Source organism: Nocardia sp. NPDC056564 (assembly GCF_042793755.1).
Classification (GTDB): domain Bacteria; phylum Actinomycetota; class Actinomycetes; order Mycobacteriales; family Mycobacteriaceae; genus Nocardia.
In genome coordinates this window covers 33,533-59,160 of record NZ_JBHTUR010000028.1, presented here as the reverse complement: position 1 = coordinate 59,160, position 25,628 = coordinate 33,533, and the positions used below count along the sequence as shown (strand labels likewise).

The window sequence follows — 25,628 nt, the reverse complement described above, 5'->3', positions numbered from 1 at the left end:
AGTGGTGGTCCGTGATCGATTGACGGAGGTCCCTGTGAGTGATGACCAGCCCGAACACCAATGCCGACAGGGCCGTCGCTGCAAGGCCCGCGTCCGTGACGACGACGGCGAATTCCACGGTAAAGGGGTCGAAGGCCCGGGGACGCTGTGCCGTCCGTGTGAGACCGACGCGTTCGAGGCGATCCGCTGTCTACGCGCCGATTACGAGGCCCTGCGGATCGCGCGCACGGAGGTGCGGTCCCACATCTCCGGGCCGAAGGTGTCGAAGTCCTCGGAGCGGTCGATCCCGATCGTGTTGCCGGTGGACACGTTGATGTCCGACATCAGCCTGGAAACGCTGCGCTGGGCGGTCAGAATCACCCGGGGTAACCCGATACCCGACGACGACTGTTTCGCGGTCCTGTGCGCCAATCTGGGCACTCTGATCGACCTTCCCGCACAGCAGGTGACCGTGTGGGTTCCGCTGGCCGACGGCGGCGACGACACCGCCCGCGCCGTGCACGACGGCGTCGACGCGGTGCTGCGGCTGGCCGCGCTGCATCAGCGCGCCCGCAAGCTGCTGGGCCTGGACGAACCGCGCATCCAGTGGCTGCGGGAGTCCTGCCACGTGTGCGGCTACTGCACCCTGACATCCTCGATCGCCGATGCCACCATCACCTGTAAAACCTGTCAGAACTGCTGGGACCAGGACGAATTCGCCCGGCTCAACAACCCGCTGCTGGCCGTGGCATGAGCGGGATCAAACGCACCCCCCTGGGCATGGCACGCGCGATCGCCCTGTCCTACCGGTCGGCCCTGCACGCGGAGAACCCGCAACGCTGCTCCCAGCTCGACGACGCCGCCCGCCAACTCGGACAGCACTGGATCGCCCCGGCGTTCTTGCCCGCGCACCTGGTCGCCGACGCGATGGAGAAGGAAATGTCGGTGGTCGATATCGCGCATTTCTGGGGGATTCCGGCGAACACCATCTACGGCTGGGTGTCGAAGGGTTTGTTACGGGCGGCCAATACCGACGCCGACGGGAATCCGTGCACCGGCCGGTCCGCGAAATACCGGGTGAGTGACGTTTTCCGCGTCGAGGGCCGCAATAGGGTCCGCCAGGTTGACACCGGTTGAACCTTCCGGGAAGCTGGCGAATCAGTGGCACACGTGTGCCCAGTGCACCACTGATCCGGGCCGATGTCGGCCCGTCCCGCTCTCAGGGTGAGCCGACCGGCCCCTGATAGGTAGCGCGTCAAACCGGTGGCCCCATTCCGGCAAGCCGTGTCCATGATCCCCCGTACAGACCGGCGGGTAGATGCGTGCTGCGCGTACCGCCTGTGGCGGCGGATATTCGTGCGTATCCCGCCGCCGCGCGTGCACCCGCAGCGCGTCACACCGTGCGATAGCGACGGCAAGCCCCATCCAGGACCCGGGTTTCCTCACCAGATGTCGGCGAGATGGATGCTGCGCGCTGCGGGTCGCCCGTTGACGCCGAAAACGGCAAAAGGGGTGCGCCGGTACGAAATCCCCTACAGCGGAATGCAATCGCTGTTCGACCTCCGGCCGGAGAGGATCGCGTGATGATCGATATCGCCAGCCTGATTCGCCGATGGTGCACTCCCGCCCCGTTGCGCACGTTGGAGGACGCCACCCCGTTGGGGGTGTGGATGTGGTGAGCGGGGTCATCGATCTGGACCGCCGACGCCGGTATGGTCACCGCCGCTGCGACTGCGGTAGTGAGTGGTTCACGCTGGACGGGCGTGCCGCCGGGCTCGATCACGACGCCGGTGCGGTGGTGCTGGCAGCGGATGGCCGCATCGTCGCCTACGCGGGCATCCCCCGCTGCCTGGAGTGCGGGGTCTGAGTGCGGATCGTGCTGTATGGCAATTTCGATGTCGACTATTGCAGTGAGGTCCATCACGCGAAAACGCTGACCGCGCTGGGCCACGACGTGATCCGGCTCCAGGAGAACCGGGTCTCCGCCGATGTAGTGCTGTCCGAATCGCTGAACGCGGACATGCTGGTGTGGGTGCACACCCATTCCTTCGTCAACACGGGTCGGCCCATGGATGAGGTGTTGGTGGAATTGCGCCGCCGCCATATTCCCACCGTCGCCTACCACTTGGATCTCTATATGGGCCTGCGGCGCTGGCGGGAATATCAGAACAGCCCGTACATGAAAGTCCAGCATTTCTTCACCTGCGACCGATTGATGGCCGAATGGTTCAACGCCAACACCGATACGACAGGCCATTACTTGCCCGCCGGAGTCTTCGAACCCGAATGCTATCTGGCGACACCGGGGGAACGGTTCGATGTCGCGTTCGTCGGCTCCAAGGGATATCACAGCGAATGGCCGTATCGACCGCAGCTGATCAACTGGCTGGCCGACACCTACGGCGACCGGTTCCGTCATTACGGCGGCGGCGGCAGGGCCACGGTGCGGGGCGCGGAACTGAATCAGGTGTACGCCGATGCCCGCGTCGTGGTCGGCGATTCCCTGTGCCTGGGCTACGGCTATCCCGACTATTGGTCGGACCGGGTGTATGAGACCCTGGGGCGCGGTGGCTTTCTGATCCACCCGTATGTTTCCGGTATGGAGCGCCATTTCAGCGACGGCAAGCATCTGCATTTCTATGCCTACAACGACTTCGCGGAATTGCGTCACCTCATCGACTACTACCTCAGCTATCCCGATGAGGCCGACGACATCCGCCGCGCCGGGCACGAGCACGTGAAGGCCCATCACACCTACCGCGACCGCTGGACCGAAATCCTGGACGCCGTCGCATGAGTGAGATGGTGCGCACCGTCCTCAATGGCGAATACGAGCTGGTCTTGCCGCGTCACCGCGCCGAACGGCCGGAGTGGTTCACCGAAACCGGTTGGGAGAGAGCGCGTCTGGCCGCGTTGCACGACACCATCACCGCCCAGTCCGACCCGGTGGTCTACTACGCCGGTGCCGAAGAGGGGGAGATGGCGGCACTGTGCCAGATCTGGGGAGCGCAGGTGGCACTGTTCGAACCGAATCCGTTGGTATGGCCCAACATTCGCGCCATCTGGAAAGCCAATCAGCTCGACCACCCGCTCAAGTGCTTCGTCGGTTTCGCCAGCGACGTCACCGCGCTGTTCCCGCCGCGCGCCGCGACGGTCGACCTGGACAACCTGAATGGCTGGCCGCGCTGCGCCTACGGTGAGGTGATCGCCGATCACGGCTTCAAAGAGCTGTACCAGCAAGCCGACGCGTTCCCGCAGGTGCGCATCGATGACGTTGTGGCAGCGGGGTTTCCGCCTCCAACGGTACTGACCTTCGATGTCGAGGGCAGTGAATGGCAGCTGTTGCGCGGTGCGGAAACCACTGTGCGAGAACATAAGCCGGTCATCTACGCGTCGATCCACCCGGAATTCATGTTCCATCAGTGGGGGGAATACTCCCGCGACTTGCGGCACTGGATCATCGACCGGGGCTATCGGGAAACCCTGCTGGATTACGAGCACGAGTTGCACGCGAAATACGTGCCCACGCCATGAGTGCGGTGGTGCTCAGTCCGCACACCGACGACGCCATCTTCTCCCTCGGCGAGCACCTGTGTGCACAGGCGGGCGTGACGGTGGTCGCGCCTCTGGCGGGGATTCCGGCCGACCCGGCGGGAAGGCGCAAACATCAGACGCTGTGGGCCGAGCACGCGCGCGCGATGGCGATTATCGGTGCCCGCTACGTCAACGGCCCGTTTCTCGATGACGTCTACCCACCGCCGGACCGGGGCATCTTCGACGCGTGGCTGACCCTCCAGTTGGCCGACGCCGAGACCGTTTACATACCTTTGGGCATCAAACACGTCGATCACGTGTTGGTCAGCAACGCCGCGATCGCCCGCGTGCTGACCCACCGGCCGCCGACGGTCCGGTTCTACGCCGAACTGCCCTACAGCACCCGCTATCTGCATCACGCGCGGGAACGGCGCGAGCTGATCGAGCGGCTGATGGGTGAGTACGCCTCCCAGACCGATGACGCACTGATCGCCGAACTACTTGTGCCCGAACAGATCTGGGAACTGTCATGATCCCCGTCGGACGCCTGCCCCCGGGCGATCAGTGGGACTGCCACATTCTGGATCTGCTCTTCGCCAACCGGCTCTACCCGACCGGGCTCGAGTTCGGCCGCCATGAGGGCTACCCCGACGCCGACGGCACGATCCTGATCGTGCCCGGCCGCTACTGGGCCGGTCGCGAAGCGGAGATCTCCGACGCCGTCGCCCGCTACGACTGGTTGCTGCTGATCGTCACCTCCGACGAGGAGTCGACCTTCGACGCCACGCGGATCCGCCACCCCCGCATGCGGTGCTGGATCCAGACCCCCCGCGTCGATCGCGACTACGGCGACGCCCGGTTGATCCCCCTGGGCTTCCCACCCCATTTCGATGACCTGCCCGCTCCCGACGGCCGCCCCACAGAGGTGTTCCTGGCCGCCCAGAACACCCACACGCGCCGCGTGGAGGCGTTCGCGGCCCTGGCCCGCGACACCCACATCCAACGCGTCCACGGCAGCGCGGGATTCACCCTGGGGCTGAGCCCGCAGGAGTACGTACGCCAGATGTGCCGCGCCCGCGTCGCCCCCGCCCCGTCGGGAGCGTTCAGCCCCGACACCTTCCGGCTCTGGGAAGCCCTCGAGGCGCACACGATCCCGATCGCCGATGACCGCTCACCGGTCTACGACAGCAGGGGCTACTGGCAACGCACGGCCCCCGGTACCCCGTTCCCCGTGCTGGCCGATTACGCGGACCTACCCGGCTACATCGGTGACGTCCTGGCCGACTACCCGCGCCGAGCCAACCGGGCAACCGCCTGGTGGATGGCCCGCAAACGCCAGATGGCCCAATGGGTCGGCGACGACCTGACCGCCCTGGGGGCCCGGCTGAGCTACACCGACCGGCTACCGATCACCGTGATGGTGTCCACCAGCCCCATCCCGTCGCACCCCGACACCGCGATCATCGACGAAACGATCGCCTCGGTACGCGCGCAACTGCCCGACAGTGAGATCGTCCTCATGCACGACGGGGTCCGCCCGGACCAGCAACACCGGCGCGCGGACTACGAAACCTATATCCAGCGGGTGCTGTGGAGTGCGGATCACCAGTGGCGCAACGTGTTACCGCTGATCTTCGATGACCACCTCCACCAAGCCGGGTGCACCATCCGCGCGCTGGAGCACGTGCGTACCCCGCTGCTGCTGTTCATCGAGGGCGATACCCCGCTGACCGGTGAAATCCCTTGGGCGGCAATCAGTGACACGATCGTGCACGGCGACGCCAACGTCGTGCGGTTCAGCCACGAAGCCCACATCCTGGACGTGCACCGCTATCTGACCCTGGACGCGGACCCGCAGACGGTGCGGGGGGTGCCGATGACGCGCACCATCCAATGGTCCCAACGCCCGCACCTGGCGTCGGTCGCCTGGTACCGCAACACCCTCGATCGCCATTTCCGCACCGGCACAACAGATTTCATCGAAGAGGTTTTCCACGGCCGGTTGATCGAGGCGCATCGCCGCGACGGCGACATGGGCTGGCTGACCTGGCGCACCTGGCTCTACACCCCGCCGGGGGACATCAAACGCAGCTATCACCTCGATGGGAGAAACCATGGGCGGACGCGGGAGTAGGGGACCGGCCGCGCAAGGGGCCCCGGCGAAATTCCGGATCGGACAGCGCGTCACCGTGGAGAACGTCCGCCAGGTCGGGCGGAAAACCGTGCGGACCTACACCACTGCCGAGATCGCGTCGGATCTGGTCACCGTCGGCGCGGGAACCCCCCGGGAATATCAGGGCTACCGCACGCGCCGGGTGGGCTCCACCTCCAAGGGAGGCCAAATCGTTGTCGCGGTCAATGCCCTCAAACCGGCGTAACCCCTGGTGAGTGACGACCACCCGCCGATCCAGCTGCCCCTGATCACCGCGCTGCCCGATCGCGGACTGGCCGCGACGAAATCCAGCCACCGCTGGGCGCGCCCGCCCGGCAACCAGGACCCCCTCAACCTCACCATCGCCTGGCCCCGCGCCGGGCGCTGGGGGATTCCGGCCCTGGAACCGTGCCAATTCATACCCGCCGAACTGGCCGCCTGGCACGACCCCGGCGCACGCCGCCGCGCCGCCGGAACCGGTGCCCTGCATTTCTTCCTCGACGACTACCGTTTCGAGCGGGTGTGGACGCGTCCGGCCGACGTGCTGGCCCGCCTGCATGAGGTGGGTGCGGCGCTCACCCCGGATTTCTCCGTGTGGTGCGACATGCCGCTGGCCGTGCAACTGTGGCAGGTCTATCGATCGCGCTGGTGCGGGGCGTGGTGGCAGTACCACGGCATCACCGTGATCCCGACCGTCAGCTGGGGCACCCAGGAGTCTTGGGCGTTCGCGTTCGAGGGCCTGCCGGAACACTCCTGCCTGGCCGTCGGCGCGGTGGGGATCAACAACCCCGACAGTCGTGATCTGTTCCGCGCAGGACTCGCCGAACTGCTGGCGCGCACGGCCCCGGCTGCGTTGCTCGTCTACGGACACTTGCCCCCGCAATGCGATGACCTGGACTTGCCCACGGTCTACGAGTTCCCGACCTTCTGGGAGATGCGGGCCATGCGCGGCCCCGCGCCGACGAACGCGGGCCCGGAGAGGGAATGAGCATGCGTCTGGGCCTGATCGCCCGCGCCGACAATCGCGGGCTGGGCATCCAACTCTGGGAGGCATACCGCCACCTGGGCCCGCACAAGACCATGGTGGTGGACTGCCGCTCCCGCGCGCCGCTTCCCCTGCATCTGGAACGGTTCCCGGATGCCACTGTCGTGCACGGCATTCCGACGATCAGCGACTGCCGTGAGTTCCTGCGTGACCTCGATATCGTGTTCACCGCCGAAACGCCCTACAACCCGCAATTGTTCGCCGAAGCCGACCGGCGCGGGGTGAAAACGGTGTTGCAGTACAACTTTGAGCTACTGGGCCATCTGCAACAGCCCGGCCTACCGGCCCCCACGCTGTTCGCGGCCCCGTCATTGTGGCGCTATGACGATGTGCGGTTCGCGAACAAACAGTATCTGCCGGTGCCGATCGCGACCGACCGCTTCCCCGCTGTCGCCCGGCGCGGCCCGGCCGAACGGTTCTTACACATCGTGGGCCGCCCGGCGGTGCACGACCGCAACGGCACCCCCGATCTGCTGGACGCCCTGCGTTACGTCCGGTCCCCGATCACCCTGACCATCAAATGCCAAGACCCGCACTATGTTCCGCACTTGCTCACCACGCGCACCATCCCGCGCCACATCGATCTGATCGTCGACAACGGTGACGTGGACCACTATTGGGACAACTACACCGGTGCCGACGTGTTGCTGATGCCGCGCCGCTTCGGGGGATTGTGCTTGCCCGCCCAGGAGGCGCTGGGGGCGGGAATGCCGGTGGTGATGCCCGCGATCGACCCCAACACCTGGCTCGACCCCGACTGGCTGGTCCCCGCCCGCGCGTGCGGGTCGTTCATGGCCAAGGCCCGTATCGAGCTGTATTCGGTGGACCCGAAAGCGTTGGCGCACACCATCGATCGCTTCGCCACCGACGCTGTCTTCTATGCCGGGGCCGAAGCGCGGGCCCGCGATCATGCCAAACGCCTGAGCTGGGACAGTCTCAAACCTGTTTACGACCACACCTTCGCTCACCTGTGAATTGGGGAAATGCCTGTGACACAACCGGTTCCGAGTATCGGCAGGATCGTTCACTATCAGTCCTACGGCACCCCCGGCGGCGAATTCGCCCCCGAACCGCGCGCCGCGATCATCACCGATACCGGGGAATCCGGCACGGTCGGGCTGTGTGTGCTCAACCCCACGGGCATCTATTTCAACCGTGACGTTCCCTTCGCGCACGAACCGACACCCGGTCATTGGTCCTGGCCCCCGCGCCGGTGATCTCCTTCGCCGTGGTCGGGCACACTGCGCGCATCGTGGAGGCGACCGACCTGGCGCGCACCCTCAGCGCCGCTGTCACGATGGACGACGGCAGCTTGGGCGCGGAGGCCAACCACCTCCTTGCCTGGGCCGACACCCGCCGCCGCGAATCGGAGTGGGCCGCCGTACTCGAGGACGACGCCCAGCCGGTCGCGCGGTTCCTCGAGCAAGCCGACCTGGCGCTGGCCGCCGCGCCCGCCCCCGTGGTGAGTTTCTATCTGGGCCGTGGCCGTCCGGCGCGCTGGCAATACGTCATCCCCGGCGCATTGGACCACGCCGATCAGCGTCACGCGCACTGGATCACCACCGACCACATGTTGCACGCTGTCGCGGTAGCGATGCACACCCGCCTTCGTGAGGACTGGCTGCGCTGGGCCCCGGCCAGCGCGCTGCCGATCGATCAGCGGCTGGGGGCCTGGTGCCGTGCGCGCGGGCACACCATCGCCTACACCGTGCCCTCCCTGGTGGAGCACTCCGACCTGCCGACCCTGGTCCGCGATCGGGGCCCGCGCACCCGCCCCCGCTGCGCGTGGCGCACCGGTACGCGCGATGCCTGGAACTCGACAGCGGTGACGATGTGAGCACCGGTGGGGATGTGGGCTTCCCGCTGTTGGGCCCTTCCCCGTATGCGGGCGCGCCGCCGGGGGTGCGCCGTCCCGGGGTGGTCCAGCTCTACACCCGCCGCCTCGACGACGGAACCCAGCGCGTCGGCGCGGTACGGATGGACCCAATCACCATGATCGACCCCGGCCTGCTGGAGTGGGCGCGCGGAGGATTCATCCACAGCGTGCACGTCGTCGGCGATCGCCTGGTTCTCGACCTGGAAAACGGACACTGGGAGTACGCCATCGGCGACTACGACACCACCCATCAAGGGTTCGTCCTGCGCCTGGCCGACGGCGAACCACTGCGGGCGGGCACGTGAACGCCGGAGAGATGTCCGACGGGTACCACACGTTCAACGAGTTGTATCACCATCGGATGCTCTACAACGCCCTGCTGTTCAACGAGTGGGCCAGGCAGGGCCTCTATGACGTCCACAAGGCCCGCTGCCACTCCGACGGCTCGCGGGCCGCCGGATGGTTCGTTGTCGTCGCCCAGCTGCCCACGGGCCAGATCAGCAACCACTACCCCGATCGTGACTGGGACCGCTTCGCGATCCCCGAACGCCCCCGGGCCGCCGAATGGGACCGCCACACTCCCCGCCAGGCGGCCGAACGGCTGGCCGCACTCCTCGATCGATCCGGCGGGCGCACCTAGAGCCCCCTGGGAGCCACCGGGGGCACATGACAATGTCCGCGCCCAATCCGCCGCTGCGCGCTATCCCCGGTCGTTGTGGGCGGGGCCTCAGGGTTGACCTGAGCGCTCTCCCAGAGGGCCGCAACAGCCTAACCCCACATGGGTCCTACGCGAGGGAGGTGATGCCACATGGTCGCTGGTGCTGAAGCATCCCCCGGGGATGTCCGCGCCGTCCGAATGCTCAGAGCGTATTGGACGCACGGAACCGGCGCTGTTTGACGGTCAAGATCCGCTGGGGCGAACCCGGAGATTTCGACCGATGCGTTTCACACTTGGGTAAATATGTGCGCGACCCGAAAGGGCTGTGCGCGGAATACCATCACGCGGCGTTGGGGTATTGGCCAGCGACACACTCGAAGATGATCCGCGACGCCGAAGGTAAAGGGTAACAACACATTCCGATGGGGATTTCTGTGCTGCTGATTCTGATCCTGCTCGCCGCAATTCTGGGCACGCTGACCTATATCGGGATGGTCGCTACCGACGTGCTGGCCATCGTGCGCGAACTCCGCGACGCCGATCGCGCCAGCCGCGCCGCCGACCCTCGCTGGTAGGTCCAGGGATTGTCGCGTTTCACCCAAGCTCACCCCCGGTATAAAGAAGTTTGGGCGTGCATGGTGATCGGGTCGGTAAGGGTGGCGCACACCGATTCCACGGTCGCGGCGTGCCCCTGCTGTGCTTGGGCCGTGGTGCTGTACCGGTCGGCGACCACGGCCCCGCCGTCACTGAACACCATGGTCTCGAAGATCAGCGGCGGCCCCTCATTGAGCCGGAAATCGAAACCCACCCACACGGTCGAAACATCAAATACCAGAGCAAGATTCGCGCCGTCGACAACCTTGGTCCGCGCGATGCGGACGTAGGACTCATCGGACTTCAGCTCCGCTGCGGTGGTGAGGTCGATCGGGCGGCCGTCGCGGTCGTAATACCATTGCCGGATCCGAAATCGCGTCCGGCGCACCAGCTCCCGCTGGTGCCGTTTGGCGGCCCGGTATTTCATGTTCGGGAAGTACGCCGGTTCGCGCGGCACCTGACCCTTGCTCATCGTGGCAACACCCTTTCCGGGATATCAGCGTTTCATGCCCGCCAGGTCGGCACGAAGACCCGCAAAGACACCGGCCGCGTCGTGATCCCGGCGCGTTCGGCCAGCGCCTTGAGGATTTCGGCGGCGAACCCGTCGGGGTCCAACGACGCCGCCAGATCGAACCCTTGTTGGATCTGCCGCCACTGGCGGCGGTTCGCGGCCCGGTATTTCATCTGTGGGAAGTGGATCGGATCGCGGGGGAGATTACCCATGGCGGTCATTCTCTCAGCGCCCCCCCGGAAATGCCCTCGAAATCGGCTGGCCGCATTCTAGAATCCGGCACATGCCGGGAATGATGCGCAGCGCGTCGTCGCGGTCGTCGGATCCGCAGGATTGCGCGGACTGGATGAGCGCACGCGCCCGTGAGGATCGCGAATGGCGGCGTGAGTGGGAACTGAACTCCGACGACGGCCATCACCTGGGCGACTGGTGGGACACCTCGGCCATCACCGGCCATCTGTGCCCCCAGTGTTGCTTGGCCCGGCGGCGATCCCGGCGGCGGCGCTGAGTCTCGGTGAGCGGCGGCTCGTACGCGTGGCACATCGGACAACAGCAGACCTGGGTGCCGGTGAAATGGAACTCCAGATAGCAAGCGCCCGGGGCGAATTCGACCCGGCGGGCGTCGGTTGCCAACTCGCACACACCGTTTCGATGGTCGTGATGCTCACGGGTGCTCAGATCACCACGCCGGAGCTTCACCCGGAACGGGGCGGTCTTGTCCGTGCGGCTCACGGGTCCTCCCGTGCGATCGGCGCGACGACGACCGTCACCGACTCGCCGGGCTGAAGGGTTCCGATCCTCACCCCGCCGACCGGGTCCAGCCGGTAGGCGTACTTGCGGGGCATGGACATGCCGTGGGCTGCGAACCATTCCCGGTCCCAGTCCAACGTCGAACCGGCCCAGGTGTTGTCGGCGTAGAAGCTGCCGCACTGGGCCTCACCCCGGACCCAAAGGCCCGGGTGATCGCGCTCCCAGTCGTCGTGATACTGCCCGTACCACCTACCGGGCTCGGCCGGAGGACCGGCCGATTCGCGGGCGAAGATGGCCATCGGTCGCCTTTCTGGCGCAGTAGCGCCGCCGGAGGGGAGGATTTGTTCGAGCGGGCCCCCGTTCGTGGCCCCACGGGGCTTCCAGGGGGCCGCAATCGCCGTACCCGGTTGGGCGGTGATGGGCCCCCGCCTGCGGGACAGGAGCCCATCGCGGGAATCCGGTCAGCCCTTCCCTGGGGCCCAAGGAGATTCCAGCGGGACACCGTACACAACGATCCGCGCGCGGAAGCCCTTTCCCTAGGATTTCAGCTGGGACCGCAACCGGTCGATCTCGGCCAGCAGGGCCTGGACATCCGCCCGCCAGCGTTCCCCCACGCGCACGTGAAAGCCTTTCCCCCCGAACCCGTTCGCTTCGAAGCTGTTCCAGGCTTCCCGGATTTCCTCTACCTGCGAAGAGATCATGTCTCCCTCCGCTCCTGGGTGACCTCGCGAACCTGGCGCACGTGCGGGCACCGCTGGGGTAAGTCGAAGATCTTCTTCGAGCCCAGCAACTGTGCCGCCCGCGACCGGTAGCCGGGCTGGGGGAGCGCGCCCAGCATGACCGTGTGCCCGTCGCGGAACACGTCGCGGATACCGCGTATCTGGATCCGCAGGTTGTAGTCGTCGGGGTCGAACTCCAGCTCCCCGCCCAGCTGGGGCATCCATCGTGCGGCGTCCACGGCTAGGTCGAGTTCCACGCGCCGATTCCCGATGTCCAGGGACACGATGTAGGGCGGTGCGGCCGATGGGGTGTGTGTCGTAGCTCCCATGGGTGCACAGGGTAAGTCGCCAGTGGGTTGCTTGTCCGGCAAATGGGGCACTCAGAGCGCGCGTTTGTCGTAGCCCGGGGGTTCGCCGGTGCCGATGCGCCAGTCGGACATCATCTTCATCAGGTCGACGCAGTACTGATCATTCAGCCGCTTCACGCAGTACCCGCCGTCGATCTCGATCATCACCAGCTCACCCATGGAAGGTGAGGGTAAGTGCCCGGCGCACGCGAAGCCGGGTGTTTGCCGCAGGACGACCTACAGCGTCGGGTCTTCGGAGTCGGCGATACGTTGACCGTCGACCCAGATACGAACGGCGACGCCGTTGCGGATCAACGGGACGGAGATCTCGGTCAAGGCGATGACCACGGCCTGAAGCCATATTTCGCGGGCCAAGGTCAAGGTGGAGGCTTCAAAGGTCAGGCTGGTTGATTTCATGGCCCTGATCGTGGCCGTGTCGGCGGGCAAAAGATGGTGCCAATGTTGGTGGGGCGCACATGCGAAAGGCGGGGACCGGAGCCCCCGCCCTGGTGCGGATACCTACTCCGCGACCGCCGCCTTGATCATCTCCTCCGCCGCCTTCTGGCACTTGGCGCACATGTTGTTGTTCATCGCGCTCGCCGTGCCGGTGGCGACCCGCAGGGCCTCCGCGACGTCGTCCTGAATGGTGACACTGGTGGAGAAACGGGCACCGGTCCGGCTGAGCGCGGGGCAGGCGCTCTTGGCGTAGTAGGAGACGACCCCGCCGGATTCCTGGCCCTTGCCGGTGGTGCGGATCTCGAGGCCCTTGATGTGGACGCTGCTGCCGTTGTAGACGATGGTGTAGGCGGTCATGTCGACTCCTTGTTCGCGGTGAGGACATGAATATAGCGCGCTGTAACACATCGCGTCAACAGTCGCATTTCCCGGAATCTGAAATTGACCGCGCTGCCGACCTCCCTTCCTGCGCCGACGGCATATCCCGCTGCCTGAATGCGCACCGCCTGGCCGAGATGCCGATTATAGCCCGCTAGAATCGCCGTCAGCGGACGAACGCCCCAACGCCGGGTAAGTTTGTCGCCGGAACGCTCCCAGCGCCGCCAGGCGGCCCGTAGACGCGAAAACGGGGGCCGAAACCCCCGCCCGCGTCCGGCCCGGCTAGCCCTTGCGCACCTCGAGGATCTTGTCGAAAGCGAACTTGTCGGTCCAGGAGTAGCCGGAGGCGCACGACACGGTGGTCTTGTTGACCCGGACAACCTTGTGCCACCCGACGGCGGTACGGACGGCCACGGCACCGATCACGTCATCGCGGGTCAGCCGGACGCGGTCGCGCTCGGCAACCTTGCGCTCGAGCACCTCGACCTCATGGGCCAGGCGCTGCGCCTCCGCGTACGCCGTGGTCCACCGGTCGGAAGCGTCCGGGGTCGCGGTGACTGCGGCCAGCTGTGCGCGGATTGCGTCGAGTCGGGCATCCAGGGTGTCGGTGGACATTTGATTCTCCTTGTTCGCGGTGAGGCGTCCTTTATAGCACGCTATAACAGGTTGTGTCCAGACTGGCTCACAGACGAAAAACGGCGAAGGCTTTCGCCTCCGCCGCTTCCTCGCCCCCAGGGCATCGCGTCCTACTCGCCGACGGATATTTCGCCGTCCAGTTCCTGGTAGTAGGTGAGAAAGTCGGTGCGTGTCTCGAGTTCCACCCGGATCATCTGGCGCGGGCCTACGGTGATCTCGGTGGCTGCGACGAACTCGCCGGACCGAACGGTGCCGTTGCGGTCGCGCAGGGTGATCGCGTCGCCGACGCGGGCAGTGTCGGCGAGCTGGGCGGCGGTAACGGTGATCATTTCGACTCCTTGGGTGGTATCGGGTTTGCGGACGGCGGATGCCGATGTTTCCGCTGGTGTCGACGTTTCGTGACGCGCGTCGATCTCGGCGCGACGCAGTGCCGCCCAGTCCGGGCGGTTCACGGTGGTACCACGTCCGAAAACCAGCACCTTGCGGGCGACGCTCCACACCTCGTGAACGACACCACCTTCGCGGATCGTCCAGAACATCGGACGCACCCGGCGATAGTCCTCGCCGGTGTAGTGGTAGCCGACGGTGCGGTACGCGCGGCTCGGCTCATGCCCATCGCCGCAGCTGCGGGTTGCCGGTCCGGGGCCGGTGCCGCGCAAGAAGCTCAGCGCCTCGCCTGCGGTGGTGGCGACCACGTAGCCGTAGGTGTCGGCGTTGTCGGTGACGGCAAGGTTCAAGAGGTTGCCGTAGCGGTCGAATCCGACGGGGGCGAGTGCGTAATTGGTAGCCATCGGGGTTTCCTTGCTCGCGGTGAGAAGTCCTTTATAGCACGCTATAACCAGGTCGGGCAATACCCCCTCGCCGAGGTACGGCGAATCCGTTGCGCGCCGGTCGATTCGGCGCACTCAGCGCCCCTGAGCAGGAGGCCCCGTGCTGCGTATCCGGATCGGCTCCGCACTGCACCGGCTTGCCCAGCTGATCGACGGCCGCGCCTACACCCTCGCCCCACCTCGAGCAGGCAGGCCCTGATGGCGTGGGGAATCGGCGCACGTGCGCGCACCAGCACGCCCCGGCATCGGGCCCAGCGCGTGCGCGTCCTGGCCCGTGATGACCACCGCTGCCAGCTCCGCTACCCGGGATGCTTGGGAGAGGCGACAGAGATGGATCACGTCGTCGCGGTCGCCCTGAACGGCGCAGATGACGACGCCAACATGCAAGCGGTCTGCCATCCCTGCCACGTGATCAAGACCAACCGGGACCGGGCCGCCAAGCTGGGCCTTGCCCGGTATCCGGCCAGCGCGCACCCCGGCTTGCTCTGAGATCCGGGTGGCGCGTGTGAGAATCGGCGTGGCGTTCAGGCATGCGACGGACGCCGCAGGCGCTGTAACTGGAAGGCCGTGCCCCGTCCAGTCTGCGACAGCGCGCTGGCCCGGTCCCGCGCCTACGGAACCGGGCCAGCATTGTCAGAAGGTGCGCCGCCGGTTTGTCAGGTGCCACAGCCCGCACCCGTCCCGGCACAGGTACACCCCGGTAGGGGCCCGCTCTATCCTCCGAATCCTCCACGTCCGCACCATGGCTTGCTCGGCTTGCTCCCTGGTCTCGTAGGCCGCACTGTTCGGCCGATGGGGGCACGGCGGATTCTGCCGGGCCGCATGCTCCTCGATCAGCTTCCGCGCCTTGGCCTTGGTCGTGCCCCGCTTGCGGCGGCCACAGCTACACGTGGCCCAGCACTCGTGATCGCCCACCTTCTCCACCGAGACGAACTCGTGCCGCTGAGCGTCGGTACCCACGCGGCCCACCCTGCCACCTATGCGCTTGTCCCGCTGCCGGTTCCCATGGCAAGGTTCACCCCTACAGCGGGGCTGTCTTCGGTCCGGCCCGCTGTCCCCCCGGAACTCACGCGGTGAGATGTGGCGAGCAACGGGGCGTGACGGGACGGGTTCCCTGGCGCACAAGGAACCCGTCCCCCCGAACGGATGTAGCTCAGTGGGAGAGCAGCGGTCTCCAAAACCGCCACGCAGGGGTTCGAATCCCTTCATCCGTGCCAATTACCCATCCGTGACGCTCACGGCCCGCAGAGTGGACGCCAGAGCCCCACTGCGGCCCGCTCTCAGTCGCCCCCGCGCCCTCCGGCATCCGGCCCGCAGTCGGGGTCGGAGGGTGGCGCGGTGATCCCCGCCCACCGCACCGGCCCGTCGGTGGTGCGGAACCCGGCGTAGCGACGTGAACACGACGCCTTGTGCCCCCACCCTTCGTTGACCCTGTCGGCCAGCGGGCCATTGCATTCCGGACAGTTGACCACCTTGCCGTTCCCTTCGTGTGCGGATCGCATCCATGCCGAGCGCCGGTTTGTACCAGTGCGCGTATCACCTCGAGCCGTCCACGGGCTGCATACCCCCGGAGGGGTACCCATGTCGGCGGCTGTATACCCCAAGGGGGTAGGGGGGTTACCCCCCGGTAGTTCCGGCCCGGCGTCGGAGCCCTACGCGCTGACCTTGGCTACGGGTCACTGACTAGCGACTACCCAGCCGGGCTGCGAACTTTCCGATCCCCCGGCCGCATACCCCCCCACTCCTGAAAACGCAGGGCCCCGGGCCGTTATCCGGCGCGGGCCCCCGTGGGTCCGGGTCACCGGATCGCCTCAAGCCTACCCGTCCGCCCTGGTCAGGGTAGGTATTCCACCGAAACAGATGGAGTCCGATCATGGCCGAAATCCCGTTCCCCGACCTGCCCGACACCCCGGAGCGCCCGGAGACGGAGGAGCCGGGCACCAGCCCGGAGGCGGAGCCGGTCCGCCCGGAGGCCCCGACCTCCTAGTCCGTGAGGTGGTTCCGCGCATCCGGCCCTGCCCCATCACCAGGAATGCGCGGAGGTAAGTGCCGATGCCGGAAGCTGGCCCCGCACGGCAGCCACCCTCACCGTTCGACAGATAGTTATTCGCTTTCAGGCCCGATTCACCGGAAATTTTCCTGCGGTGCTGCGGGGCTGTGCCGGAAGATTTTCAGGAGGTCGCTATGCCTGGTCGTGGACCCGCCCCGAAGGACCCGAACCGGCGGGCGCGGGCGAACAAGGACCCGATCCCGCTGCGTGTCATCCACGCGGAACCGGCTCCGCAACCGGAGTTGCCGGAGTTCGATTTGCAGATCGAGGTCGATAACAAGATCGTCGGCAAGCGGTTCACCTGGGCTCCCCGGACGCGGGAGTGGTGGCAGATGTGGGGTGAGTCCCCGCTGAGTGCCGATTTCACCTCCACCGACTGGTCGGAGCTGCTGGACACCGCGATCATCCATTCCCGGTTCTGGAACGGCGCGGTGAATCTGGCGGCGGAGTTGCGGTTGCGGGTGGCCAAGTTCGGCGCGACGCCGGAGGACCGGGCGCGGCTGCGGATCCAGTTCGCCGCCGCCGATGAGGCCGAGGAGCGCCGTCACGGTCCGGATGGTTCGGCGCGCGATCGCCGGGGTCCGCTCAAGGCCGTCTGACCGAAGGGGGGTGATTCCCATCCCCTGGAAGCCGTCGGTCGACGGGGAGATTCCGACGCTGGGATATGTCGCCATCGATTGGATCGCGGCGTATCTGGCCGCCCCGGATAAGCCGGAATACGAGCCTTTTATTTTGTATCGCGAGCAAGAGGATTTCGTCCTGCGCTGGTATGCGATCGACCCGGAGACGGGGCGGTGGCGGTATCGGCGCGGGCTGTTGGGCCGCCCCCGGGGGTGGGGCAAGTCCCCACTGCTGGCGGCGCTGTCGTGTGTGGAGGCGCTGGCCCCGATCGTCCCGGCCGGGTGGGATGCCGACGGGCAGCCGGTGGGGCGGCCGTGGGCCGACATCCGCACCCCGAATGTCCACATCGCCGCCGTCTCCGAGGAGCAGACCCGAAACACCTGGGATCCGCTGCTGGAGATGCTGCGGGAGGGCCCGGTGATCGACGAGTACCGGGGTGTGGAGCCGCTGGACACGATGGTCAACTTGCCCAAGGGCAAGATCCTCCAGCGCACCGCGTCGGCGCGCACGATCAAGGGCGCGAAGCCGGTGTTCTCGGTCCTGGATCAGACAGAGGAGTGGGTGCCCTCCAACGGGGGTGTGCGCCTGGCCGGGGTGATGCGCTCCAACGCCGCCAAGATCGGCGGGCGCACCCTGGAATCGCCCAACGCCTACATCCCCGGGGAGCAATCGGTCGCGGAGGATTCCGCCGCGTTCGCCGCGTCGATCCGGGAGGGCCGCGCCCGCGACGAGGGGTTGCTCTACGACCACCGCGAAGCCCCGGCGGAGACCGATCTCACCGACCGGGAGTCGCTGAGTGAGGGCCTGCGGATGGCCTACGGGGACAGTTGCGCTCATCCGGACGGCTGTGTGTTGCACGTGCCGCCGTGCCCGCCGGGGCATGTGCAGATCGACCCGTTGATCTCCACCATCTGGGATCCGGCCCAGGACGTGCAAATGTCGCGGTCGGACTTCCTGAACCAGATCACCCACGCCTCCGACAGCTGGGTGTCGCGCCAGGAGTGGCTGGCGTGCATGGACTTGGACCGGGCTCTGTCGCCCGGGGATGTGATCACCCTGGGTTTCGACGGGTCGCGTGGTCGTAATCGCGGAAACGCCGATGCCACAGCGCTTGTCGGGTGCCGGGTCACGGATGGGTACTTGTTCAGCCTGTCGTCGTGGGTGTGGGAGCCGCCGACGGGTCCGGCCGGTCGTGAGTGGGTGCCGAATCCGATCGAGGTGGATGCGGAGGTCCGTAAGGCGTTCGAGTTGTGGGATGTGGTGGGGTTCGCCGCCGATCCGAACGGCTGGACCGAACAGGTGGCGCGGTGGGAGGCGTCGTTCGGTAAACGGCTGAAAGTCAAAGCGGCACCGGGTAGTTCGATCGCGGCGTGGCCACGGGGCAAGGACACCAAGGTCGTGGAGTACGTGGAGCGGTTCCGCCAGGCCGTGGTGAGTTGTGAAGTGGCCCATGACGGTTCGTCCGCGTTGACCCGGCACGTGCTCAATGCGCGCCGTCGCGCGCACCGGCAGGGATATCTGATCTTCAAGGCATATCCGGACTCCCCCAACAAGATCGACGCCGCGTACGCGGGGGTGATGGCCTGGAAGAGCCGCCTGGACGCCATCGCGGCGGGGGCGGGTGAACGCAAGCGATCGGGCCGGGCGACCTTCGTATGAAAGGGGCAGCGGTGCTTTCTGAGTCCGAGATCAAAACCCAGATCGGTGACATGTGGACTCTGCACCTCAATGAGCGCGCGTGGCTGGATCGGCTCTACGACTACAGCAAGGGCCTGCGGGGGATTCCTGAGGTACCGGAAGGGGCGTTGCAGGAAGTCAAGGACATCGCCCGGCTGAGCGTGAAAAACGTTCTGGGCATGGTCCGGGATTCCTTCGCCCAGAACCTGAGTGTGATCGGGTACCGGCGGGCCACGGCACTGGAGAACGATCCGGCCTGGAAGATGTGGCAGCGCAACAGGATGGACGCGCGCCAGGCGGAGGTCTACGGTCCGGCGCTGACCTACGGGGCCGCGTATGTGACGGTGCTGCCGGGGGAGCACGGGCCGGTGTTCCGGCCGCGTTCCCCGCGCCAGCTGCTGGCGACCTATGTCGATCCCCAGTTGGACGAATGGCCGCAATATGCGTTGGAGACCTGGATCGACCAGTCCGATTCCAAGCCGCGCCGCAAGGGCTATCTGCTGGACGACGAGTTCGCCTATCCCCTGGATCTGGGCCATATCAGTTCTCTGCCATTGGATCCCACGCGCACGGTACCGATTTCGGTGGCCGAGATCGGGGAGCCGATCGCGCACGGGGCGGTGATCGACGACGCCCCGGTGTGCCCGGTGGTCCGGTTCGTCAACGCCCGCGACGCCGACGACATGATCGTGGGGGAAGTCGCGCCGTTGCTGACCGATCAACAGGCGATCAACGAGGTCAACTTCGACCGGTTGATCGTGGCCAGGTTCGGGGCGTTCCCGCAGCGGGTGATCACCGGCTGGTCCGGCACGGCGGGGGAAGTGCTCAAGGCATCGGCCAGCCGGGTGTGGACGTTCGAGGACCCGGAGGTGAAGGCGGCGACGCTGGCCCCGGCAAGCCTGGAGGGCTACAACGCCCTGCTGGAGGAAATGATCGCCACGGTCGCGATGAAGGCCCAGATCTCCCCGGCGCAGGTGGTGGGGAAGATGGTCAACCTGTCCGCCGATGCGTTGGCGGCGGCGGAGAAGAAAGAGCAACGCAAACTCGCGGCCAAACGGGAGGCGTTCGGGGAGTCCTGGGAACAGGTGCTCCGGCTGGGCGCGGCGATCGACGGGGATGAGGAGACCGCGATCGACTCCGGGGCCGAGGTCATCTGGCGCGACACCGAGGCCAGGTCGTTCGGGGCGGTCGTGGACGGGCTGACCAAGCTGGCCAACGTCGGTATCCCCATCGACGCGCTACTGCCGATGATCCCCGGCATGACTCAACAGCAGATCGTCGGCGTCCAGAACGCGTTGCGTTCCCGGCAGGTCACCAGCCTGGTCGATGAGCTGCGCCGCCGTAGCAGTCTTACTCCCGCCGTGCCGGTCGCCGATGCCCTCACAGGCTGAGATCGATGAGTTCCGTTCGCATCTGAACGTGGTCTCCGCGCTGGCCGCTGCCGAGGTGGCGAAGATCGCGGCGTCGGTGGCCTCGGATCCGCCCGCGCAGATGGAAACGATTCTGCTGGCGGCGATTCCGCAGGTCCTGCGACCGTTCCTGTCCGCCGCGTCGGCGCTGGCGATGTCGTTCTACAAGGACCCCGCATCGCTCAGCGCGCCGCAGCCGGTTCCGTCGACCCCGCGTCTACCCTCCCCGGGCCCTCCGGCCCCGCGCCCGCCTTCCCCCCGCCCGGAGGTCGTGGCGGCCCCCGCCGCCCGGATCGTCGGCCCGACCACGCGCCCGGCGCGCGCCGCCGCGAACGCCTTCGAACCGCACCCGGTGGACATCCCCGACGAACAGATCGATTCCAGTGTCCGCTGGGCGGTGGAGGCCGCGCGCGCGCCGGTGGAATCGACGATGCCCCAGCGGCTGGAAGCGGCGGTGCAGCGGCATGTGCACAACGCCGCCCGCGACACCATCACCGCCAACGCCAAGGCCGAACGGGTGCGGTGGTACCGCCATCCCCGCGCGGATGCGTGCGCGTTCTGCCGGATGCTGGCGACCAGGGGGCCGAAATACCTGACCGCCGAATCGGCGCGGTTCGTCGTCGGCCGCCGGGGAAAACAGCGCGGCACCCGTGCGATCGGGGAGCTGTATCACGACCACTGTTTCTGTCTGCCGGTCGCGGTGCGTGCCGGTGACAGTTATGACCCCCCGGAATACATCGACGCCTGGATGGAGGAATACCAGGCGGCGGCGATGAGCACCAATGGCAGCACGAAGGCGATCATTGCCGCGATGCGGAAGAACGATCCGCCGCGCGATCGCACGAAAACCATTTCCCTGCCGGTGATTTAAGGGAACACACACGTAATCGGCATTCCCGATTCGAACCCTCCGAGTGCGATGCGGAGAGGGTGAATTCACCCCGGTCGGTGGCGCGATGCCCCACCGGAATTCCTGACGGCGTCGGCGCGATGCCCCGCCGTGAACTGAAAGGGCCATGACGCGATGTCTGCCCCCACCCCCCCAGTGGAACCGGTGAACGATCCGGCACCCACGCCTGAACCCGTGTCCGAACCGCCGAAAACCGATGCGCCTGAAGCGATTTCAGACGACCTTGGCGCGGCTGGTAAGGCGGCGATCCAGAAGGAGCGTGAGGCCCGCAAGGACCTCGAACGCAAGCTGGCCGAATCGTCGCAATTGCAGAACGAATTGGCCGCGAAGGTCAAGGAATTCGAGGATCGCGACAAGACCGACCAACAGCGTCTGGCCGATGAGGTCGCTGCGCTCAAACAACAGGTCGCGGACAAGGACGTCGAAATCGGTAAGGCCCGGCATGCGAGTCTGCGCGCCGAAGTCGCTGCCGCCAAGGGTGTTCCGGCCACCTCTCTGTCCGGCACCACCAGAGAAGAACTCGAAGCGTGCGCCGACGATCTCATCGCCTGGCGTGACGCGAATACGAAACGGCCCCCCAAGCCCCCGGCCCCGTCGGGCGGGTTGAAGTCGGGCGCGTCACCCAACGGTGATCACTCGGCGGACCTGAAAGAACGGGCTGCGGCGGCGTTGCGCGCATCGCGCAGGGGTCTTTAACCCCATTCATCCACGCCACTCGGTGCGGGTGAATTCCAGAAAGGAAACCCCCCGACATGGCTGATATCAGCCGTAGCGAGGTTGCGACCCTTATTCAGGAGGCGTACAGCAATACTCTCCTGCAATCGGCCGCCGAAGCCTCGACCGTATTGACCGCGTTCACGCCCGTGAATATGGGCACGAAGATCACTCATCTGCCGGTGCTGGCGACCTTGCCCGAGGCCGGATGGGTGTCGGAATCGGCGACAGCCTCTGAGGGTGTGAAGCCGCAGTCTCAGGTGACCTGGGCCGACCGTACATTGGTCGCCGAAGAGCTGGCCGTCATCATTCCCGTCCATGAAAATGTCATCGACGACGCGACGGTGTCGGTTTTGGATGAGATCGCGAAGCTGGGCGGTCAGGCGATCGGCAAGAAACTGGATCAGGCGGTGCTTTTCGGCACCGACAAGCCCGCAAGCTGGGTGTCTCCGGCGTTGCTGCCTGCGGCGATCGCGGCCAATCAGGACATCGCGAATGTCACCGGTCAGGCGAATCCCTCCGACCTGGTCGGCGCGGCCAATCAGGTGGCGGAATTGATTTCGCTGGCCGGGCATATGCCCGACACCCTGATCGCGTCGCTGGGCCTGAAATTCAAGGTCGCGAATTTGCGTGATGCGAATGGCTTGCCCATTTTCCGGGACGAGTCTTTCGCGGGTTTCTCCACCTATTTCAACAAGAACGGTGCCTGGGATCCGGACGCGGCCGACATGCTGCTGGTCGATTCCTCGCGCGTGCGGATCGGTGTGCGCCAGGACATCACGGTCAAGCTCTTGGATCAGGCCACCGTGGGCAGCATCAATTTGGCCGAGCGCGACATGGTCGCGCTGCGGCTCAAGGCGAGGTTCGCCTATGTGCTGGGCACCGGCGCGACCTCTTACGGCCCGGACAAGGTTCCCGTCGGCGCGGTCGTCCCGTCGGGCAGCTAAGTCCCCAACCCGGCCGGGAGGCGGTGATCTGTGGATCTGGCAACCGAATCCGACGTCGAAACCCAACTCGGACACCAGCTCTCATCCTCTGAGCTGGACCGGCTGCCGGGGCTGGTGCTCAAGGCGTCGGCCATCGTGCAGGGCTATCTGCGGGTCGTCTACACCGATGTGGAGGACATCCCGTCGGCGGTGCGCATCGTGGTCGCGTCCATGGTGGCGCGGGTGCTCACCACCGGCGGGGTCATCACCCCCGGCGTGACCTCGGAATCGGTGACGACGGGCCCGCACACGTGGGCGCGCCAGTTCGCCGACGGTACCAACTCGATCGAACCGTGGCTGAGCAAGTCCGACCGGATCATCCTACAAGGCATCACCGGCAGCGGGTATGTGTCGGTGGGGCTGGGTTCGGAGCGGTCGTGATCTTCCCGCACGGGCAGACGGTGACAGTGATCCGCCCGGCCGCCAAGACGAGCACCGGTGACCCGTCGGGCCCGCCGTCGGCCCCGCACACCATCGCCGGGTGCGCGATCGGGCGCGGGAGCCGTCTGTCGGCGGGATCGGGAACGGATTCGGAGACCGATCACCGCGATGCCACGGTGACCGATGTCGATCTGTTCTGCCCGCCCGGCGCGGACATCCGCGCCGGTGACCGGGTGCTGCTGCCCGGCGATGACACGGTCTATCTGGTCGTGGGCCAGCCGGGGCGCTGGCATTCCCCTTACACCGGGTGGGAGCCCGGTGTCGATGTGAAGCTGACGGGGGTGCGTTAGATGCTCGATGTCGATGTGCCCAGCCCGAATCCGTTCATCAGTGCGTGGCTGGTCGGGCCGCAGGCGCGGGCGATGGTGTTCGAGGCGGCGGAGCTGTATCAAGCGCTCTACCGCGAAGTCGTCGCCAAGCGCACCGGCCGTCTGGCGGCGTCGGCGCGGATCTCCACCGGTATCCAGCGTGACCGGTGGGCGGGCTATCTGGAAGTGCACGCACCGTATGCGGCCAGTCACGAATTCGGCACGGGGCGTACGGATCCCAGTCGTGCGCTTCCGGCCGCGCACGATCTGAACCACATCCTGGATCTGATGGGCAAGCTGTGAGCCTGGTCCTTCCACAGTGGTATGCGGGCGGGTTTCCCGATCGGGAGCTGGTCGTTGTCGATGCCTTGCAGCCGGTCCTGGATCTGGTGGAGGTCCGGGACGTGAACGGGGCCACGGTCTTCGACGGCGCGGTCGCGCGTCGGCCGCTGGCGTGCACATGGCTGCCGGAGAACTACACCCAGCGTCTGCCGGTGGTGCGGGTCTATCGCGGTGGCGGCGCGGCCGATGTCGGGGTCATGCGTGACCCGGCGTCGGTGCAAGTGGCCGTCATCGCCGACACCCGCGAGGAGTCGTGGGTGTTGCTGGAGTTCTGCCGCCAGTGGTTGTTGAGCTACCAGCGCGGCGGCACGGTCGTCCGTGCCGATGAGAGTACGACACTCATCGACACTGTTGAGGAACTTGTTGGCCCGCAACAGGTTCCGGAGCTGTCTCCCGATAAACGACTGGTGCCGTTGACCTTTCGTGTCGTGTGCCGCAAGCCGCGCGGGTTGCCGGACTACCAGAAGATCCGCGAATCCCTGACCTGACAACTGCTCTTGCAGCAACGCGCGACCGGCCGGGCGTGCGTGATGTCGCACTGCCCATCCCCGGGCGACCTCAGAAGGAGAAACGATCATGGCCGATTTCGGCACCCTCGTCCGGCAGGGTAACCCGGACCTCGAACTGGCAGTCTTGGATTGGGCGATCTACCTCGCCCCCAAGGGCACCGCGATTCCGACGAACTACACCAATTCCAGTAGCGTGATCCAGCCGCTGCCCGCCGCCTATGTGCCGGTGGGCAACTTGGACAAGAAGGCGGGGGCGAAGTTGTCGACGGCGATCAATTCGACGCCCGTCGAAACCTATGGTGAGCAAGGCCCCACCCGGATCATTCGCAAGAACCGCGATACCACCGTCGATTTCACGATGCAGGAAACATCGGCGGTGACCCTGGGTGCGTACTGGGGACAGAATTTCATCGACGTCGTCGCCGACGCGACCAGCGGTGAAACCCATCTGAAGATCAGCGAATCGGCGTTCAACGTCGAATACTCGCTGATCATGATCGGTTTCGACGGTGAGGAGGGGGCCGAGATCTACACGATTGTGGATTCCCCCCGCGCGACCCTTTCCAAGAGTGGCGATATCACCTATACCGACGACAACATCGCGACCTATCCCGTCACGATGCAATTCCTGAAGTCGAAGAGCCTGGGTTATGCGACGCGGATCACCTACGCGGGCCCCGGCTGGGCTCCGCTGGTGGATGCCGCGCAGTTCGGCGACGGCAGCTAGTCCCCCACTGAACGCCGTCCGCGCCATTTCCTCCCCGGCAGGCGCGGGCGGCTTTACTCATCTGCCGGGGAATCGATTGCCGGGGAGGCAATGCCATGAGTCCCACACGCAAGCCGCCGGTCGGGCGCTACTACGACCTGATCAAGGAAGTCGAAGTTCCCGACGACTATGTCCTGACCCGCGACATCGTGATCAAGGCCCCGACGCGGGCGCAGATGATCGCGTTGCGCCAATCCAGCACCGATGAGGAATTCGACCGCGCCTTCCTGGGCGATTCCTACGACGCGGTGGTGGCGTTGTTCGCCGATCGGCCTGAGCAAGAGTGGAACGCTTTCGCCGCCGACGTGCACAAGCATTTCTACGGTGCCGGGGCCGGTGAGGTGCCGGGAAAATCCGGAGAATCCACGCCGTAGTCGACGGCTATTGGGATGCGCTGGAATGGGATTTCCAGGAGATCCTGGGCCTGAAC

The 25,628-nt window shown here is 66.3% G+C and carries 40 protein-coding genes and 1 tRNA gene; 29 read left to right on the top strand and 12 right to left on the bottom strand.

Going from position 1 to position 25,628, the window contains the following annotated elements; genetic code table 11:
• The first annotated feature begins 34 nt into the window (after nt 1-34).
• From ACFQ9K_RS41395 to ACFQ9K_RS41325, 15 genes are all read left to right on the top strand, one after another.
• Nucleotides 35-733 carry a hypothetical protein gene (locus ACFQ9K_RS41395; protein ID WP_378714007.1) on the top strand — a complete coding sequence of 233 codons (699 nt, stop codon included), beginning with the start codon at nt 35-37 and terminating at the stop codon, nt 731-733.
• 26 nt (nt 734-759) lie between these two features.
• Nucleotides 760-1,116 carry a hypothetical protein gene (locus tag ACFQ9K_RS41390; RefSeq protein WP_378714005.1) on the top strand — a complete coding sequence of 119 codons (357 nt, stop codon included), beginning with the start codon at nt 760-762 and terminating at the stop codon, nt 1,114-1,116.
• Nucleotides 1,117-1,654: 538 nt separating this feature from the next.
• The gene (locus ACFQ9K_RS41385; RefSeq protein WP_378714004.1) at nt 1,655-1,846 is read left to right on the top strand and encodes a hypothetical protein; all 192 of its coding nucleotides are present in this window, start codon (nt 1,655-1,657) and stop codon (nt 1,844-1,846) included.
• A gap of 9 nt (nt 1,847-1,855) precedes the next feature.
• A complete protein-coding gene (locus ACFQ9K_RS41380) occupies nt 1,856-2,776 on the top strand; it encodes a glycosyltransferase (RefSeq protein WP_378714002.1) in 921 nt (306 codons plus the stop codon).
• Nucleotides 2,773-3,513, top strand: a complete 741-nt coding sequence (locus ACFQ9K_RS41375) for an FkbM family methyltransferase (RefSeq protein WP_378714000.1) — start codon at nt 2,773-2,775, stop codon at nt 3,511-3,513. The genes ACFQ9K_RS41380 and ACFQ9K_RS41375 overlap by 4 nt, the downstream gene beginning before the upstream one ends.
• Complete coding sequence (locus ACFQ9K_RS41370) at nt 3,510-4,046, top strand: hypothetical protein (protein ID WP_378713999.1); 537 nt, start codon at nt 3,510-3,512, stop codon at nt 4,044-4,046. The genes ACFQ9K_RS41375 and ACFQ9K_RS41370 overlap by 4 nt, the downstream gene beginning before the upstream one ends.
• On the top strand, nt 4,043-5,647 hold the full coding sequence (locus tag ACFQ9K_RS41365) for a hypothetical protein (protein WP_378713997.1): 1,605 nt from the start codon (nt 4,043-4,045) through the stop codon (nt 5,645-5,647). Before ACFQ9K_RS41370 ends, ACFQ9K_RS41365 begins: the two co-directional genes overlap by 4 nt.
• Nucleotides 5,648-5,702: 55 nt before the next feature.
• Nucleotides 5,703-5,891, top strand: a complete 189-nt coding sequence (locus tag ACFQ9K_RS41360) for a hypothetical protein (protein WP_378984399.1) — start codon at nt 5,703-5,705, stop codon at nt 5,889-5,891.
• A 6-nt stretch (nt 5,892-5,897) separates the two neighbouring features.
• Nucleotides 5,898-6,653: a DUF4417 domain-containing protein gene (locus ACFQ9K_RS41355; protein WP_378713994.1), complete on the top strand. Its 756-nt coding sequence runs from the start codon at nt 5,898-5,900 to the stop codon at nt 6,651-6,653.
• On the top strand, nt 6,650-7,684 hold the full coding sequence (locus ACFQ9K_RS41350; RefSeq protein WP_378713993.1) for a glycosyltransferase: 1,035 nt from the start codon (nt 6,650-6,652) through the stop codon (nt 7,682-7,684). Before ACFQ9K_RS41355 ends, ACFQ9K_RS41350 begins: the two co-directional genes overlap by 4 nt.
• Before the next feature lie 15 nt (nt 7,685-7,699).
• Nucleotides 7,700-7,927: a hypothetical protein gene (locus ACFQ9K_RS41345; RefSeq protein WP_378713992.1), complete on the top strand. Its 228-nt coding sequence runs from the start codon at nt 7,700-7,702 to the stop codon at nt 7,925-7,927.
• The gene (locus tag ACFQ9K_RS41340) at nt 7,903-8,547 is read left to right on the top strand and encodes a hypothetical protein (protein WP_378713990.1); all 645 of its coding nucleotides are present in this window, start codon (nt 7,903-7,905) and stop codon (nt 8,545-8,547) included. Before ACFQ9K_RS41345 ends, ACFQ9K_RS41340 begins: the two co-directional genes overlap by 25 nt.
• Nucleotides 8,544-8,891, top strand: a complete 348-nt coding sequence (locus tag ACFQ9K_RS41335) for a hypothetical protein (RefSeq protein WP_378713988.1) — start codon at nt 8,544-8,546, stop codon at nt 8,889-8,891. Before ACFQ9K_RS41340 ends, ACFQ9K_RS41335 begins: the two co-directional genes overlap by 4 nt.
• Nucleotides 8,888-9,226, top strand: coding sequence for a hypothetical protein (locus tag ACFQ9K_RS41330; RefSeq protein ID WP_378713987.1), 339 nt, complete (start codon nt 8,888-8,890; stop codon nt 9,224-9,226). Before ACFQ9K_RS41335 ends, ACFQ9K_RS41330 begins: the two co-directional genes overlap by 4 nt.
• 440 nt (nt 9,227-9,666) lie before the next feature.
• Nucleotides 9,667-9,819 (top strand): hypothetical protein, encoded by a 153-nt coding sequence (locus tag ACFQ9K_RS41325; RefSeq protein WP_378713986.1) that lies wholly within the window; start codon nt 9,667-9,669, stop codon nt 9,817-9,819.
• A 29-nt stretch (nt 9,820-9,848) separates the two neighbouring features.
• Here ACFQ9K_RS41325 and ACFQ9K_RS41320 read toward each other — a convergent pair whose 3' ends face one another.
• From ACFQ9K_RS41320 to ACFQ9K_RS41270, 11 genes are all read right to left on the bottom strand, one after another.
• Nucleotides 9,849-10,310 (bottom strand): hypothetical protein, encoded by a 462-nt coding sequence (locus tag ACFQ9K_RS41320; protein ID WP_378713984.1) that lies wholly within the window; start codon nt 10,308-10,310, stop codon nt 9,849-9,851.
• A gap of 32 nt (nt 10,311-10,342) precedes the next feature.
• On the bottom strand, nt 10,343-10,561 hold the full coding sequence (locus ACFQ9K_RS41315) for a hypothetical protein (RefSeq protein ID WP_378713982.1): 219 nt from the start codon (nt 10,559-10,561) through the stop codon (nt 10,343-10,345).
• Nucleotides 10,562-10,763: 202 nt separating this feature from the next.
• Entirely contained in the window at nt 10,764-11,081 is a 318-nt protein-coding gene (locus ACFQ9K_RS41310) for a hypothetical protein (RefSeq protein WP_378713980.1), read from the bottom strand.
• Nucleotides 11,078-11,398, bottom strand: a complete 321-nt coding sequence (locus ACFQ9K_RS41305; protein WP_378713979.1) for a hypothetical protein — start codon at nt 11,396-11,398, stop codon at nt 11,078-11,080. The genes ACFQ9K_RS41310 and ACFQ9K_RS41305 overlap by 4 nt, the downstream gene beginning before the upstream one ends.
• A 237-nt stretch (nt 11,399-11,635) precedes the next feature.
• Nucleotides 11,636-11,800 carry a hypothetical protein gene (locus ACFQ9K_RS41300; RefSeq protein ID WP_378713976.1) on the bottom strand — a complete coding sequence of 55 codons (165 nt, stop codon included), beginning with the start codon at nt 11,798-11,800 and terminating at the stop codon, nt 11,636-11,638.
• A complete protein-coding gene (locus ACFQ9K_RS41295; protein WP_378713975.1) occupies nt 11,797-12,147 on the bottom strand; it encodes a hypothetical protein in 351 nt (116 codons plus the stop codon). Before ACFQ9K_RS41295 ends, ACFQ9K_RS41300 begins: the two co-directional genes overlap by 4 nt.
• A 51-nt stretch (nt 12,148-12,198) precedes the next feature.
• Nucleotides 12,199-12,345, bottom strand: coding sequence for a hypothetical protein (locus ACFQ9K_RS41290; protein WP_378713973.1), 147 nt, complete (start codon nt 12,343-12,345; stop codon nt 12,199-12,201).
• Nucleotides 12,346-12,402: 57 nt separating this feature from the next.
• The gene (locus ACFQ9K_RS41285; protein ID WP_378713972.1) at nt 12,403-12,582 is read right to left on the bottom strand and encodes a hypothetical protein; all 180 of its coding nucleotides are present in this window, start codon (nt 12,580-12,582) and stop codon (nt 12,403-12,405) included.
• A gap of 102 nt (nt 12,583-12,684) precedes the next feature.
• On the bottom strand, nt 12,685-12,978 hold the full coding sequence (locus tag ACFQ9K_RS41280; RefSeq protein WP_378713970.1) for a hypothetical protein: 294 nt from the start codon (nt 12,976-12,978) through the stop codon (nt 12,685-12,687).
• Between the two features lie 303 nt (nt 12,979-13,281).
• Nucleotides 13,282-13,614, bottom strand: coding sequence for a hypothetical protein (locus tag ACFQ9K_RS41275; RefSeq protein WP_378713968.1), 333 nt, complete (start codon nt 13,612-13,614; stop codon nt 13,282-13,284).
• Nucleotides 13,615-13,745: 131 nt separating this feature from the next.
• Nucleotides 13,746-14,426: a hypothetical protein gene (locus ACFQ9K_RS41270; protein WP_378713966.1), complete on the bottom strand. Its 681-nt coding sequence runs from the start codon at nt 14,424-14,426 to the stop codon at nt 13,746-13,748.
• A 351-nt stretch (nt 14,427-14,777) separates the two neighbouring features.
• Between ACFQ9K_RS41270 and ACFQ9K_RS41265 the strand changes: the two genes are divergently transcribed.
• Complete coding sequence (locus tag ACFQ9K_RS41265) at nt 14,778-14,954, top strand: HNH endonuclease (protein ID WP_378713964.1); 177 nt, start codon at nt 14,778-14,780, stop codon at nt 14,952-14,954.
• 144 nt (nt 14,955-15,098) lie between these two features.
• On the opposite strand, the gene ACFQ9K_RS41260 is transcribed toward ACFQ9K_RS41265, so the two are convergent.
• Nucleotides 15,099-15,425 (bottom strand): hypothetical protein, encoded by a 327-nt coding sequence (locus ACFQ9K_RS41260; protein WP_378713963.1) that lies wholly within the window; start codon nt 15,423-15,425, stop codon nt 15,099-15,101.
• 182 nt (nt 15,426-15,607) lie between these two features.
• Here ACFQ9K_RS41260 and ACFQ9K_RS41255 point away from each other — a divergent pair.
• From ACFQ9K_RS41255 to ACFQ9K_RS41195, 13 genes are all read left to right on the top strand, one after another.
• Nucleotides 15,608-15,682: transfer RNA gene (locus ACFQ9K_RS41255), tRNA-Trp, on the top strand.
• A gap of 967 nt (nt 15,683-16,649) precedes the next feature.
• Nucleotides 16,650-17,114, top strand: a complete 465-nt coding sequence (locus ACFQ9K_RS41250) for a hypothetical protein (protein WP_378713962.1) — start codon at nt 16,650-16,652, stop codon at nt 17,112-17,114.
• Nucleotides 17,115-17,124: 10 nt separating this feature from the next.
• Entirely contained in the window at nt 17,125-18,795 is a 1,671-nt protein-coding gene (locus ACFQ9K_RS41245) for a hypothetical protein (RefSeq protein ID WP_378713961.1), read from the top strand.
• Between the two features lie 11 nt (nt 18,796-18,806).
• Nucleotides 18,807-20,204, top strand: a complete 1,398-nt coding sequence (locus tag ACFQ9K_RS41240) for a phage portal protein (protein WP_378713959.1) — start codon at nt 18,807-18,809, stop codon at nt 20,202-20,204.
• Nucleotides 20,188-21,093 carry a hypothetical protein gene (locus ACFQ9K_RS41235; RefSeq protein WP_378713958.1) on the top strand — a complete coding sequence of 302 codons (906 nt, stop codon included), beginning with the start codon at nt 20,188-20,190 and terminating at the stop codon, nt 21,091-21,093. Before ACFQ9K_RS41240 ends, ACFQ9K_RS41235 begins: the two co-directional genes overlap by 17 nt.
• A gap of 183 nt (nt 21,094-21,276) precedes the next feature.
• Complete coding sequence (locus ACFQ9K_RS41230) at nt 21,277-21,828, top strand: hypothetical protein (protein WP_378713956.1); 552 nt, start codon at nt 21,277-21,279, stop codon at nt 21,826-21,828.
• Between the two features lie 56 nt (nt 21,829-21,884).
• The gene (locus tag ACFQ9K_RS41225; protein WP_378713954.1) at nt 21,885-22,793 is read left to right on the top strand and encodes a phage major capsid protein; all 909 of its coding nucleotides are present in this window, start codon (nt 21,885-21,887) and stop codon (nt 22,791-22,793) included.
• Nucleotides 22,794-22,823: 30 nt separating this feature from the next.
• Nucleotides 22,824-23,213, top strand: a complete 390-nt coding sequence (locus ACFQ9K_RS41220; protein WP_378713953.1) for a hypothetical protein — start codon at nt 22,824-22,826, stop codon at nt 23,211-23,213.
• Nucleotides 23,210-23,563 carry a hypothetical protein gene (locus tag ACFQ9K_RS41215; RefSeq protein ID WP_378713951.1) on the top strand — a complete coding sequence of 118 codons (354 nt, stop codon included), beginning with the start codon at nt 23,210-23,212 and terminating at the stop codon, nt 23,561-23,563. Before ACFQ9K_RS41220 ends, ACFQ9K_RS41215 begins: the two co-directional genes overlap by 4 nt.
• Nucleotides 23,564-23,884 carry a hypothetical protein gene (locus ACFQ9K_RS41210; protein WP_378713950.1) on the top strand — a complete coding sequence of 107 codons (321 nt, stop codon included), beginning with the start codon at nt 23,564-23,566 and terminating at the stop codon, nt 23,882-23,884. It abuts the gene before it with no gap.
• A 101-nt stretch (nt 23,885-23,985) separates the two neighbouring features.
• Nucleotides 23,986-24,411: a hypothetical protein gene (locus tag ACFQ9K_RS41205; RefSeq protein WP_378713948.1), complete on the top strand. Its 426-nt coding sequence runs from the start codon at nt 23,986-23,988 to the stop codon at nt 24,409-24,411.
• Nucleotides 24,412-24,499: 88 nt separating this feature from the next.
• Nucleotides 24,500-25,159: a hypothetical protein gene (locus ACFQ9K_RS41200; protein ID WP_378713946.1), complete on the top strand. Its 660-nt coding sequence runs from the start codon at nt 24,500-24,502 to the stop codon at nt 25,157-25,159.
• Between the two features lie 95 nt (nt 25,160-25,254).
• A complete protein-coding gene (locus ACFQ9K_RS41195) occupies nt 25,255-25,572 on the top strand; it encodes a hypothetical protein (RefSeq protein ID WP_378713944.1) in 318 nt (105 codons plus the stop codon).
• Nucleotides 25,573-25,628 lie beyond the last annotated feature (56 nt).

Coding starts and splice junctions, on each gene's coding strand:
- ACFQ9K_RS41270 (WP_378713966.1), bottom strand. CDS start 14,426: ATGGCTACCAATTACGCACTCGCCCCCGTCGGATTCGACCGCTACGGC.
- ACFQ9K_RS41370 (WP_378713999.1), top strand. CDS start 3,510: ATGAGTGCGGTGGTGCTCAGTCCGCACACCGACGACGCCATCTTCTCC.
- ACFQ9K_RS41275 (WP_378713968.1), bottom strand. CDS start 13,614: ATGTCCACCGACACCCTGGATGCCCGACTCGACGCAATCCGCGCACAG.
- ACFQ9K_RS41280 (WP_378713970.1), bottom strand. CDS start 12,978: ATGACCGCCTACACCATCGTCTACAACGGCAGCAGCGTCCACATCAAG.
- ACFQ9K_RS41195 (WP_378713944.1), top strand. CDS start 25,255: ATGAGTCCCACACGCAAGCCGCCGGTCGGGCGCTACTACGACCTGATC.
- ACFQ9K_RS41210 (WP_378713950.1), top strand. CDS start 23,564: ATGCTCGATGTCGATGTGCCCAGCCCGAATCCGTTCATCAGTGCGTGG.
- ACFQ9K_RS41285 (WP_378713972.1), bottom strand. CDS start 12,582: ATGAAATCAACCAGCCTGACCTTTGAAGCCTCCACCTTGACCTTGGCC.
- ACFQ9K_RS41320 (WP_378713984.1), bottom strand. CDS start 10,310: ATGAGCAAGGGTCAGGTGCCGCGCGAACCGGCGTACTTCCCGAACATG.
- ACFQ9K_RS41365 (WP_378713997.1), top strand. CDS start 4,043: ATGATCCCCGTCGGACGCCTGCCCCCGGGCGATCAGTGGGACTGCCAC.
- ACFQ9K_RS41300 (WP_378713976.1), bottom strand. CDS start 11,800: ATGATCTCTTCGCAGGTAGAGGAAATCCGGGAAGCCTGGAACAGCTTC.
- ACFQ9K_RS41305 (WP_378713979.1), bottom strand. CDS start 11,398: ATGGCCATCTTCGCCCGCGAATCGGCCGGTCCTCCGGCCGAGCCCGGT.
- ACFQ9K_RS41390 (WP_378714005.1), top strand. CDS start 760: ATGGCACGCGCGATCGCCCTGTCCTACCGGTCGGCCCTGCACGCGGAG.
- ACFQ9K_RS41315 (WP_378713982.1), bottom strand. CDS start 10,561: ATGGGTAATCTCCCCCGCGATCCGATCCACTTCCCACAGATGAAATAC.
- ACFQ9K_RS41375 (WP_378714000.1), top strand. CDS start 2,773: ATGAGTGAGATGGTGCGCACCGTCCTCAATGGCGAATACGAGCTGGTC.
- ACFQ9K_RS41290 (WP_378713973.1), bottom strand. CDS start 12,345: ATGGGTGAGCTGGTGATGATCGAGATCGACGGCGGGTACTGCGTGAAG.
- ACFQ9K_RS41250 (WP_378713962.1), top strand. CDS start 16,650: ATGCCTGGTCGTGGACCCGCCCCGAAGGACCCGAACCGGCGGGCGCGG.
- ACFQ9K_RS41325 (WP_378713986.1), top strand. CDS start 9,667: ATGGGGATTTCTGTGCTGCTGATTCTGATCCTGCTCGCCGCAATTCTG.
- ACFQ9K_RS41295 (WP_378713975.1), bottom strand. CDS start 12,147: ATGGGAGCTACGACACACACCCCATCGGCCGCACCGCCCTACATCGTG.
- ACFQ9K_RS41200 (WP_378713946.1), top strand. CDS start 24,500: ATGGCCGATTTCGGCACCCTCGTCCGGCAGGGTAACCCGGACCTCGAA.
- ACFQ9K_RS41225 (WP_378713954.1), top strand. CDS start 21,885: ATGGCTGATATCAGCCGTAGCGAGGTTGCGACCCTTATTCAGGAGGCG.
- ACFQ9K_RS41235 (WP_378713958.1), top strand. CDS start 20,188: ATGCCCTCACAGGCTGAGATCGATGAGTTCCGTTCGCATCTGAACGTG.
- ACFQ9K_RS41350 (WP_378713993.1), top strand. CDS start 6,650: ATGAGCATGCGTCTGGGCCTGATCGCCCGCGCCGACAATCGCGGGCTG.